We start from the raw sequence: 11,400 nt of genomic DNA on the forward strand, positions 1-11,400 counted from the left end.
CACCACCAGACCCCACCCAACGAGATCTGTCTCTGTACGCGTCGATGGCGCCCATCCAGCAGCACGCTGCGCCCACCACGTCACCCGTGGAACCGGGGGCGACGAGGTGGGCGCAGTTCTGCACTCACGCATGTGCCCGAGGTGCCGCCTGGAACCGGTGACGGCTGGGACGGACGCATGCCAGGAGAAAACGAGTGACGAGGAGACAAGAGGAGAGAAGCAGTGAGGAAACAGCAATCACCTTTCTTTCAATGGGCCGACGGCCCGATGCCGCCAGCGGGTTTCAGTGGTCGTAAGTCTGGTGCGGGCCGTGTTGCCGCGGCGCTAAAGGCAGCCAAGGAGTCGTCGCGAACCGGCCCCGGCAGGCCGGGCTGGTTGAGAACAGTCAGTACTGAAGTCAGTACTGGAGTCAATAACGGCCGGGGGCGGGCTCGTCGAGCATGAGGCACCAGGCGGCGGCGTAGACCAGGCACATGGGGCCGGGCAGGAGGCAGGCCAGGAGAGCTCCGACGCGCACCGCGGTGACCGGCATGTCCCAGGCCTCGGCCAGGCCCCCGCAGACACCGCCCAGGACGCGGTGCTCGCGGGAGCGGCGGGGCAGAGAGCTGCGGAAGCGGGAGAACTCATCCGCGCGGCCGCCGGAGGCGGTACCGGCGTCCCCCTCGGAACGGGTGGACTGACTGAACTGACCGGGGTACTGCTGCTGTGTCATACCTACAAGTCTGGCCGAGGCGGTCAGCCGTCCGCCATCGGGGAGCACCCTGAGAAGTCCCCGACGTTTCCCGGGAGTCATCCCTGAGCGCTTGATCGAGACCGGGTGTCCGCGTAGTTTGTCACTGTTGCTAACGCGCGTTATCGAGTGCATCACCCAGGCCTTCCGCCTCGCACCGCCACTGCGTTCCGCATCGCCCATCCGTGCCGAGCCCATTCCCCGGAGGACATGCCATGAGTCGGATCACCCGGCCTCTCAGCGCCCTGGCCGCTTTCTGCCTGCTCGCAGCCGGCTCTACCCTGGCCTCCATGCCCGCAGCCGCAGCCGGCCAGGTCCGCCCGGCCACCCGACTGGCCCCTTCCTCTCCGCTAGCCCCAGCGGCTCCGAACGCTGACCAGGCCGGCGAGCAGTGGCGCCCGCAGACCCACTACACCCCGCAGAAGAACTGGATGAACGACCCCAACGGGCTCGTCTACTACGACGGCGAGTACCACATGTTCTACCAGTACAACCCCGAGGGCTCAGACTGGGGCAACATGTCCTGGGGGCATGCCGTCTCCAAGGATCTGGTCCACTGGCAGGAGCTGGGCGTGGCGATCCCGTACACCTCCCAGTACGGAGTGTTCTCGGGCTCGGCCGTCGTCGACACCCAGAACACCTCCGGCCTGGGCAGCCCGGACAACCCGGCCATGGTCGCGGTGTGGACACGCGCCGACGTCGGCGGTAACCAGTCCCAGTCCCTGGCCTACTCCACGGATAAGGGCCGCACCTGGAACCTGTATAACAACGGCGATCCGGTCCTGGACATCGGCTCCAACGAATTCCGCGACCCGAAGGTCTTCTGGGACGAGACGGCCGGTCGCTGGACCATGGTGGTCTCCCACGCCACCGAGCACCGCATCTCCTTCTACTCCTCCCCCGACCTCATCCACTGGACCGAGCAGTCCAGCTTCGGGGGCGAAGGCATCACCTCAGCGGTGTGGGAATGCCCGGACTTCTTCCCGCTGCAGGTCGACGGCAACTCCAAGGAGACCAAGTGGGTCCTCGTGGTGACGGTGGCCGACTCCGCCCAGTACTTCGTGGGCAGCTGGGACGGCTCCACCTTCACCCCCGAGGAGATCCCCCACTACACCGGTGAGGAGGGCACGACCCTGGCCGACTTCGAGAACGGCTACACCGGCTGGAAGGCCGACGGCGCCGCCTTCGGCTCGGGCCCGGCCACCGGCGATCTGCCCGGCCACCAGGGCAAGGCCTACGTGGATTCCTTCGGCAGCGGCGACGCCGACACCGGCACACTGACATCGGATGAGTTCACCGTCTCCTCGTCCTACATCAACCTGCGCACCGCCGGCGGCAAGCACCCCTATAACCCTCAGGCCACCGGGGACAACGGCGGCGGCAAGCTCCTGGCCGGCTTCGACGGCTCCTGGGACGGCTGGACCATGGAGGGCAGCGCCTTCGGGGCCGCTCCTGGGCAGGGAGCCGCCCCGGGCCAGCAGCCACTGGTCAACCACTCCAGCGCCGGGCTGCTCAACACCTACTTCGACGTCTCCACCGGGCAGGGCTCGGACGCCACCACCGGCACCGCAACCTCCCCGGCCTTCACCATCGACTCCTCCTACCTCAACCTCCTCATGGGCGGCGGCGCCAATCCGCGACCCACCGGAGGCGCGGACGGCGGCGGGGGCTCCGGGGTGACCGTCGTCGAGCTCGTCGTCGACGGCAAAGTGGTGCGCTCGGCCACCGGCCGCAACCTGGAGGAGCTCAACTGGCAGAGCTGGGACGTCAGCGACCTCAAGGGCAAGTCCGCCCAGATCGTCGTCACCGACACGGCCACCGGCGGCTGGGGACACATTCTCTTGGACGAGGTGCGCGCCTCGGACACCAAGGCCTCTCCCTTCGCCGACAACACCTCGGTCAACCTCGTCGTCGACGGCAAGGTCGTCGCCTCCGCCACCGGCAACAACTCCGGGACCCTGGAGTGGACGAGCATGGACGTCTCCGCCTACAAGGGCCGCAAGGCCCGCCTCGTCATCGAGGACCACAACGGCAATGCCGAGGACTGGGGCCACCTCATGGTCGACCAGATCATCCAGTCGAACACGAAGGCCTTCTCCGGGGCTGACGTCGTCCCGCGTCTGGACTACGGCAAGGACTACTACGCGGCCGTCACCTGGAATGACGCCCCCAACGGCAAGCGCTACCAGGTGGGCTGGATGAGCAACTGGGCCTATGTGCGCAACCTGCCCACCACCACCTGGCGCACCGCCATGTCAACAGTGCGCGAGCTGGGACTGACCCGGGTGGACGGCAAGCTGCGGCTGACCGCCCAGCCGATCACCGCCCTGGAGTCCCTGCACACCGACCAGGAGGTCACCCGGAAGGACACCGACATCCCAGCGGGCGACACCTCCCTCGGCCAAGCCGCTCAGGGCACATCCCTGGACATCAGCGTCGACCTGAGCCCGGGCACATCCTCCTTCGCCGGTCTCAAGGTCCTCGACAACGGCGAGCGGTACACGCTCATCGGCTACGACGCCGAGGCCAAGCAGCTCGTCGTGGACCGCACCCACTCCGGAGTCACCGATTTCTCCCCGAAGTTCCCAGACCGCGCCACCGCCCCGCTGTCGCCGGACAGCAAGGGCCAGGTCCACTTGCGCATCGTCGTCGACGCCCACTCCGTGGAGGTCTTCGCCGCCGACGGCACCCCTGTCATCACCGAGACGGTCTACCCCGAGCAGGGCTCCGCCAACGTCTCGCTCTACGCCGAGGGCGGCACCGCCCGCTTGAACTCACTGAGCCTGTGGCACCTGGGAGCCGCCGATGACGCCGGAGGAGCCGCCGAGAGCCCCGATTCCCCCGGCCCGGGGCAGCCGGCCGCGCAGAGGCCGCGCCACGACCAGGCCGAGGCCCAGGCGGCGTCGGCGAGCCCGATCCCGGCCGCCGCCGGCAAGGGAAAGTCGGGCGGGTTCCCGCTGGCCCGCACCGGCGCGTCCCTGACACTCGGCGTCCTGGGCGTTCTGGCCACCGCGACCGGCGTCTACGTACTACGTCTGCGCCGTCGGAAGGCGTGACCGCCTCGCCTCACGAATGAAGGCATTCCGCGCCGTCAGCTCAGGCCGAGGAGCGGCGGATGATCTGCCCGGGCAGAAGCGTCTCAGCGGGCACCTCCTCGCCCTCCATAAGGTTCAGCAGGAGGGAGACGGCCACCTGCCCCATCTCCTCGAAGGGCAGCGCGACCGTCGTCAGAGCGGGATGGACCTGGTCGGCAATGAGCTCCTGGTCGTCGATCCCGATGACGGCCACGTCCTCACGCACCCGCAGGCCCCGCTCACGGATGGCGTCATAGGCACCCATGGCCATGCGGTCATTGCCGCACACCAGCCCAGTCAGCCAGGGATGATCCGTCAGAAGGCGGGCGGCCGCGGCGTACCCGCCCCGGGTGGTGCCGTGGCCGACGGCGACGCGCACGGTGCTCCAGGGGATGCCGGCCTGCTCCAGGTAGGCCTCGCAGCCGGCACGCCGGCCGGGCGCGGCCTCGCCGTCGTTCGGATCGAGCTCGATGACGCCGATATCCCGGTGGTGGCCCTCCAGAAGGGCCTGGGCGGCCAGACGTCCCATCTGCTCCTCATCGGGGCGTACGCAGGGCAGGCCGGAGACCGGGTCAATGCAGTGGACCAGGACAGTGGGGATCTCACGGGCCTGCGCCGGCATGCGGACACGACAGTTCCAGCCGGTGGCGTAGATGATGCCCTCGACCCGGGACTTCAGGAGCGTCTCGAAGGCCTCGGAATCCATGGTCGCCTCGGTCGAGGTCGGCACGATGAACAGGGTGTAGCCGGCACGCCGGACCGTGTCCTGGATTCCGCGGATCGTAGCAGCGCCGAAAGGGCTGGTGACGATCTCGGAGACCAATCCGATGAGGGCGGAGCGCCGCGAGGCCAGGGCGCGTGCCCCGCCGTGGGGACGGTAGCCGAGCTCGGCGGCCACCTGCTGGACGCGCTCGCGGGTCTCCGGGGCGATGCGGGCGTCATCGCGATTGTTGAGGACGAAGGACACCGTAGTGCGTGAGACGCCGGCAGCCCGGGCCACGTCCTCCATGGTGGTCCTGTAGGTGTCGTTCATTCCGCCTCCTGCCGGTCCCTCCGACTCCGCCGCCCGTATCCGGCGGTCCCAACTGACCTGACCGGCTTCGGCGCGCGCCGCCCGGCGGTTTGGAGGCAGTCTGCCAGGACCGCGACGCAGCACATAACTCTGAATGCCGGAGGGCGGGTCTACGCGTGCCACTCCACCTGCGCGCTAGAGCGCATGACCGTTAGGCTGGTTCCCGTGACCACGACCGCCACTCCCAACTTCACGGTGCGCGCCGTCCTATGGGACATGGACGGTACCCTCATGGACTCCCAGCCCTTCTGGGACGAGGCCTTCATCCACCACTGCCAGGCCCTGGGCGGTAACCCGCGCCCCGAGCTCGTCGCCCGGATGACCGGCGCCTCCATCCGTACGGCCCGAGAGCTCATCGCCGCCACTGGCGCCACGAGTTCCTGGGACGATCCGGCTACACAGGAGGTCTTCGAGGCGATCGCGCGCGACGTCGAAGCCTCCGTGACCGCAGCACCACCCCTGCTGCCCGGGGCGCTGCGGATCACGTCAGCACTGGCGGAGGTGGGGCTGGCCCAGGCGATCGTCTCGGCTTCACCGCGCAAGATCGTCGAGAACGTCGCCTCCGCGCTCGGCGACGTTTTCGCGGTCCTGGTCACCGGCGACGACGGCGTCGGGGCCAAGCCCGACCCGTTGCCCTACGCGACGGCGGTTGAGCGCCTCGACCTGCGCCCCGAAGACTGCGTCGTCGTCGAGGACTCCCCCACGGGAGCGGCCTCGGCCCGGGGCAATGGAATCCACGTCGTGCAGATCGGCGCGCAGAAGCACTTCCCGGCCGACCCCGGCCTCGTCGTCGTCCCGGACCTGGCCTCGATCACCCCGCACCTGCTGCTGTGGGCCCAGCGCTGACGCGGGCCGACGCGGGCGGCCGACAAGCCGGACGCAGGACCGGCTCGAGAACCGCTGGGTTCCCGAGCCGGGTGGGATGGTAGGGATCGTTGACGACCGGTTGAGGCCGCTCAGGCCGCGAGTTCCGGGCGCCTCTCAGGCGGCCTTGGGCCGCTGCGGGGTCTCCGGGGTCTGCTGGAGCTCCCACTGACTGCGCAGGCAGTCGACGTAGAGACGGATCTCCGCGACCAGGTCGGTGCCCAGGGACTGCGAGGCGGCCGTCCCGGGAGTCGTCGAGCACAGCCACTGCAGTTGAAGCCCGTCGGTAAGGGCGACCAGGCTGCGCGCCACGAGACGCGAGGGCATCTGCGGGTCCACGAGCCCTGCGGCCTTGCCGGCCTCGAAGCTGGTCTCGAAACGCTCGACGGCGCCGTTGAGATGGTCCGCCATCCAACGGTGCGCGGGGTGCGAGGCATCGAGGACCGAGACTGCCGTAGCGGTGTAGATCGCCGTGAGGTCCCGATGTGCGACGTTGCGCTCGAGCAACTCGATGTAGCGTTCCAGAAGCGCCCAGGGATCGGCCTCGGCGTCAGCGGTGCCGGGGACATCCAGGGTGCCCACGTTGCCGACAGCGTCCACCGGGGCGTCGACGGCGTCGTCCTCTCCATCAGGAGACTCCACGAGGATGCTCAGGGCGTCCTCACGGTCACGGCGCTCGAGCACCTTGGCGAAGAGCTCGTCCTTGGAGGAGAAGTGGTGCAGCAGTCCGGCCTTGGAAATGTCTGCAGCATTGGCGATGTCGGCCAGGGAGGTGCCGGCATATCCGTGCTCTCCGAAGAGAACCACGGCTTCGTTGAGGATGCGTACTCGCTTGTCCTCACTGCCCGCTCGGGGGCGCCCAGGTCCGCGCCGCCTAGCCGGGGCAGCTGGGGGCGGAGTCGGGGTACTGACAGTGTTCATGGCCGAATCATGGCACCTTCCAGTAAGGGAATTGCAAGGCGGAAAGGTGTTCATCGGAATAATCCGCTCAAGTGTGACCTCTGCGTGCCCTGCCCGTGACGTGTGTGACGACTTGATCTCTGTTTTCGCACAATTAATCAGCTCCTACCAGCACAGAGATCTCCAACCGCGCGGTCTGTGCGACCGCAGGGATCTCCATTCACCCCCACCCTCCCATGGACTACTCAGATCTTCTTATGAAGATGCTCAGAAGCGCGTGGCAACACCATTCGTGTCACGGTTCTATAACACTTGCGGCAATCTTGTTTCCGGTTCAAATACCGGCGACCGCTCCCGAATAGTCGACGCGCCAGAAGGTACGGGACAGCGAGCTCCGGCAGCACCGAGGCTCGCGCAGTGCAAGTAGATGCCGGGAAGACCAACGCATCATGTATGCATGCACATACGAATCCAATGCGTTACGCTTGTGCTATGACTGCTCTTACCGGACTGCTCGATGACCTCGACCTCAGCGAACAGGATCTTGCGGACGCGATGCGCGAGGCCACGGCCCGTACATCGCGAGACGGCGTCGGGCCGCTGACAGCCGGCATGGCCGATTTCCTGGCCCGGACCACCCCCCGTGGACATACCAAGGCCACGACCCGCACGGTTGAGCGGATTCTGGCGGATCGTGCGTACGCCGAACAGCTCACCGCTCAGCACGAGGCCGTCCGGGCCGCCTGCGACCTGGCTCGTTCTCTGAGTACACGTCAGGTCGCCGCCCTGCTCGGCCGTGCGACGACGACGATCACCCGCGCAGCCGGACGCACCCTCTACGCCTACTCCGAGGGACGGTCACTGAGGTTCCCCACCTGGCAGTTCCACGACGGCCACCCGATCCCAGGGCTGGCGATGGTTGTACCGGCCTTGCGGGAGGGGCTGACGCCGGCCAGCATCGAGGCCCGGATGACGACGCCGGACCCCGAGCTGCTCGATGGGATGGCGCCCACGCAGTGGCTGATCGCCGGCGGAGATCCAGCAGAGGTCGTCCAGCAGCTCTCCGATGCGGACCACCGGTGAGGCTTCGCCCGAAGAATCCTCCGCAGCCACCGTCAACGCTCCAGACCCGTCCGGAGGACATCCTGACGGTGGACCGCGCCGAGCTCGTCCGTATCGTCTTCGCAGCAAGCCGCTTCCCCCTGCCGTGGGGCGAGATGAGGACCTGGGGGCCACACCCGCGATGCCGCTGGGATCCGCACCCGCTTCCGACAGGCGAGCACCCCGACTGCGGAGTCCTATACACCGCCGGCGACCTGCTCACCTGCGCGGCAGAGGTCTTCGCCGACACCCGAGTCATCGACACGCGCAGCGATATGCCCCTCCTGCAGGTGTGGGAAACGACCCGCCCGCTGCGCCTGCTCGACCTCACCAACACCTGGGCCCTGCGCAACGGTGCCTCGGTCAGCCTCGACAGCGCGCACCGATCAACATGTCGGGCCTGGGCACGAGCCATCAGGGTTCAGCTGCCCGACATCGACGGCCTGCGCACCCGTTCGACGATGACCGGCAATGACATGACGGTGCTGTTCTCCCCGGCGCGGGACAGCCTGCCGACGCTGCCCCGGTACGCGGAGCCGCTGGTCGACGCAACGATCTACGCCCTCTTGACGGTACTCGCACCCGAGATCGGCTACGAGATCGTCTGACCCTGTCGCCCTTGGCCATTAGCCTAGCCGTGCGCACACCAATGCTCACAGGCTCATCGCCTGCCCCACGAACCAGATCCGACTTCCCGTTGGGGTACCCGCGACCGCCCTGCCTAACGACGCCGGCATCCGCATCCGTCCCATACGCGATACAGGTGAGTACCTGCGTCTGATCGCCATCTAGCAAAGCACAGTGAACGCGACGCATGCCTTTCTCGACGCCGTCGACTGCGACGTAAGATCGAATCCCAGCTCTCGGCGAGCTACTTCCCACAAGCAGAACTCCATGTCGCCGAGATCGACGGCGTTCCGGCCGAGTTCGCCGGAACAGCGAGGCCAGCATCGAGATGCTGTTCATCGACGACGCGATGCGCGGGCGCAGGGTGGGCAGCATACTGTTGACCCACAACACCTAGCATGCGCCGGAACCTCAAGGCCAGCGAGCCTCAGAGGTCAGATAACGGGTTTCGCTCATGAGCCCGCAGGAAGTATCGCTCAGGTTCTACCCACAGGTATGAGCTCCTGCTCAGAATCCAGACTCCCTTTTACTACGCCCAGAATATCGGTAAGAACCTCAAGCAGCATACTCGCACCTTCCCCTTCAAGTTGATCGAATGTCGCATTATTTACCCCCAGAGGAGCCAATGACTCGAAAAGAATGACACCAATGGGCTCGCGACCATCGTCTATCCTCTTACCCACAAATAATCGACTCTGCATGCGAGTCGCAACATCTCGCGCAACAGCAACGTCCATACCATACGAGTCAACACATTCCTGCACCCACTCATCACGGTCAGCCGACAATCGAACGACCGACGTCACCCCTTTTTTCCAGGCATCAGAAATAACCCCCTGACTATCCAAATACCGACCTCTACCAGCTGCGCGAAGATCAGGATTGCCAGACAATCGACAAACCTGAACAAAACACTTATCGCGATGATAGTAAATAGAGAGGCGAGCATCGCTCGGCTTAGTCACGATATCCTCAAATAGACGACGAGCAACCACTTCGAGCGCTCCATGCAGCTCAGTACTCCAGCGTTTTTGATGTTCCCCCAGCCGATCTGACTGCCGAAGGAGCTCCTCGCGCGTCGGATGCAGCCAAAAACCATGGATGAGTGCACCAATAATGCCGACAACGGAAGCACAAAGACACAACCACCACAACAAACCGCGCCCCGAAAAACCGGAACCACCGGCTAAACTTGGATAGATGAGACTAAGGCTAGCTACCGCCGCAGCGACCTCACCGAAATGACTCTTCACCCAACGTCGAGAAGCGAGTGTCAGTACCTTCTCATCAACATCTCGACACCGCGAACGGCAGAGCACGATTACTGCCTCAACAACTGTCAAGCATAGGCCAAAGAAGTCTGACGCCGTGACACTTCTCCAGCAGCATCTCCCATGAGGTTAAGAGCGCTCTCGTACACTTTTTCAGCACGCTCAGCCGCTTGCTGAGCGCTATCCGCCCGAACAAGCAATCCCACATAGATCGATCCCACAGACGGAAGCGCTCGCACCTCATCGTAATCGACGTGCTCGACGCCATCAGCAGCCTCATCAAGCACACGCCGAAGAAGGCCGCACAGCTCGTTTGCGCGACTCTTATCGTTCACCTTGAGGTATGTAGAAGTTGAGTACGTCTTCATCGGTGCTCCTGGTGGGACGAGGCGGATCACCTTGGTAGCAATAGGTTACATGCTTCCTCTGACGTCTTAGGGACATTCAGCCCTCAGCATCGTAGTCGCTACATAGCAGTCATCACGCACCGGACGGATCTCAGAGGCCTACAAAGGTCCGTGACGTATCTTACCTTGTTCCCGCTTGAGCACCTCTCAGCAGGTTAACCGGACTCAGGCACCCTACGATGGCGATATGCGCCCCTCGACCCCGCAGCCGCCGCGGCGCCCCTCCCGCCCCAAACGGGGTCCCGGCCGTGCCTCGTCGTCGACTTCAGGACGCCGAGCGGCGCCCTCCAGCTCCCTGCGCCGCAACCCGGCCGGACACCACTCCACCGGTCGCCGTTCGTCGGGCGAGAGCCTCGACCCCGCCAGCCGTCGCGCGCTCATCGTCGCCCGACGGGAGCGGCAGCAGCGCCGCAGCCGCAACCGCCTCTTCTACGGCACCACCTTCCTGGTAGCGGTCGTCCTCGTCATCGTCGGACTGCGCATCTGGGGCCTCCATCCCGGTTTCGCCCTACCGCTCAACTCCGCCACCACTGAGACGCCCTCGCCGGCCCCGGCGGAGGCCGCAGCCGCACCATCATCGCGACCACCCGCAAGTGGAGCGGCCTCGCCGACGGTGCAGGCCTCCTCCGGACCATCGGCATCACCGTCCCCGTCGGCCCCGACGCTGCCACCTCCGCGCCTGGACGCCGAGGGATTCGCGCACTCCGACGCCGTCGGCGACGGCACCTGGACGTTCGCCCCGGCAGTGCCCGTCTCCCGGCCCGCGGCCGCAACCGTTTACCGCTACGTGCTGCGCGTCGAGGGCGGCACTCATGTCGACGCCGCCGCGGCTGCCCCCATCGTGGAGCGCATCCTCAACGACGAGCGCGGCTGGCCCACCGCGCAGAACACGTCCTTCGAGCCGGTGGCCGACCCCGCCGCCGCCGACTTCACCTTCAACATTGCCACACCGCCCAGCGCCGACGCCCTGTGCGCGCCGCTGGACACCTCCGGCATGTGGAGCTGCCGCAACGCGAACAACGTGGTCATCAACTCCGACCGCTGGAACTGGGGCGCCGTCACCTACCCCGACGTCGATTCCTACCGCACCTACGTCACCAACCACGAGGTGGGCCACTTCCTCGGCCACGAGCACGAGTTCTGCGCCGGGGCCGGCCTCAAGGCGCCCCTCATGGCACAGCAGAGCCACGACCTCGCCGGCGGCTGCGTCTACAACGCCTGGCCCACTCACGACAACCAGCCCGGCGGCTGAGGCGCGCCGCTACGGACAGCCCGACGGGGCGAAACCGCCTGTGTGGCAGGTCCGCCCCGTCGTTGTCCCGTCAGCGCGCTCGAGCCGATCAGGCCAGTCGGC

General features: G+C 66.4%; 10 protein-coding genes. 5 read left to right on the forward strand and 5 right to left on the reverse strand.

The genetic code is table 11. The features are described from left to right. Positions 1 to 409: 409 nt before the first annotated feature. Positions 410 to 712 carry a PspC domain-containing protein gene (locus tag FK256_RS06365; RefSeq protein WP_009232505.1) on the reverse strand — a complete coding sequence of 101 codons (303 nt, stop codon included), beginning with the start codon at positions 710 to 712 and terminating at the stop codon, positions 410 to 412. Positions 713 to 945: 233 nt separating this feature from the next. On the opposite strand from FK256_RS06365, the gene FK256_RS06370 reads away from it, so the two are divergent. Continuing rightward, positions 946 to 3,786, forward strand: a complete 2,841-nt coding sequence (locus tag FK256_RS06370; RefSeq protein ID WP_211343539.1) for a GH32 C-terminal domain-containing protein — start codon at positions 946 to 948, stop codon at positions 3,784 to 3,786. Between the two features lie 40 nt (positions 3,787 to 3,826). Here FK256_RS06370 and FK256_RS06375 read toward each other — a convergent pair whose 3' ends face one another. Next, positions 3,827 to 4,837, reverse strand: a complete 1,011-nt coding sequence (locus FK256_RS06375) for a LacI family DNA-binding transcriptional regulator (protein ID WP_021607251.1) — start codon at positions 4,835 to 4,837, stop codon at positions 3,827 to 3,829. A 204-nt stretch (positions 4,838 to 5,041) separates the two neighbouring features. Between FK256_RS06375 and FK256_RS06380 the strand changes: the two genes are divergently transcribed. Next, positions 5,042 to 5,722, forward strand: coding sequence for an HAD family hydrolase (locus tag FK256_RS06380; RefSeq protein WP_141424151.1), 681 nt, complete (start codon positions 5,042 to 5,044; stop codon positions 5,720 to 5,722). A 135-nt stretch (positions 5,723 to 5,857) separates the two neighbouring features. Here the strand turns inward: FK256_RS06380 and FK256_RS06385 are convergent, their stop codons facing one another. Then, positions 5,858 to 6,661 carry a TetR/AcrR family transcriptional regulator gene (locus FK256_RS06385; protein WP_244936217.1) on the reverse strand — a complete coding sequence of 268 codons (804 nt, stop codon included), beginning with the start codon at positions 6,659 to 6,661 and terminating at the stop codon, positions 5,858 to 5,860. Positions 6,662 to 7,132: 471 nt separating this feature from the next. Here FK256_RS06385 and FK256_RS06390 point away from each other — a divergent pair, with 471 nt between their 5' ends. Both FK256_RS06390 and FK256_RS06395 read left to right on the forward strand, forming a co-directional pair. Further along, entirely contained in the window at positions 7,133 to 7,723 is a 591-nt protein-coding gene (locus FK256_RS06390; protein ID WP_141424152.1) for a hypothetical protein, read from the forward strand. Continuing rightward, positions 7,720 to 8,349 (forward strand): RES family NAD+ phosphorylase, encoded by a 630-nt coding sequence (locus FK256_RS06395; protein ID WP_244936219.1) that lies wholly within the window; start codon positions 7,720 to 7,722, stop codon positions 8,347 to 8,349. The genes FK256_RS06390 and FK256_RS06395 overlap by 4 nt, the downstream gene beginning before the upstream one ends. Before the next feature lie 495 nt (positions 8,350 to 8,844). Here FK256_RS06395 and FK256_RS06400 read toward each other — a convergent pair whose 3' ends face one another. Both FK256_RS06400 and FK256_RS06405 read right to left on the reverse strand, forming a co-directional pair. Further along, positions 8,845 to 9,621 (reverse strand): hypothetical protein, encoded by a 777-nt coding sequence (locus FK256_RS06400; protein ID WP_141424153.1) that lies wholly within the window; start codon positions 9,619 to 9,621, stop codon positions 8,845 to 8,847. An 86-nt stretch (positions 9,622 to 9,707) separates the two neighbouring features. Then, the gene (locus FK256_RS06405; RefSeq protein WP_021607258.1) at positions 9,708 to 10,007 is read right to left on the reverse strand and encodes a hypothetical protein; all 300 of its coding nucleotides are present in this window, start codon (positions 10,005 to 10,007) and stop codon (positions 9,708 to 9,710) included. A gap of 226 nt (positions 10,008 to 10,233) precedes the next feature. Between FK256_RS06405 and FK256_RS06410 the strand changes: the two genes are divergently transcribed. After that, a complete protein-coding gene (locus FK256_RS06410; protein ID WP_141424154.1) occupies positions 10,234 to 11,298 on the forward strand; it encodes a DUF3152 domain-containing protein in 1,065 nt (354 codons plus the stop codon). Positions 11,299 to 11,400 lie beyond the last annotated feature (102 nt).

Origin of the sequence: Actinomyces johnsonii (genome assembly GCF_006546835.1) — a bacterium.
Lineage (GTDB): Bacteria > Actinomycetota > Actinomycetes > Actinomycetales > Actinomycetaceae > Actinomyces > Actinomyces johnsonii.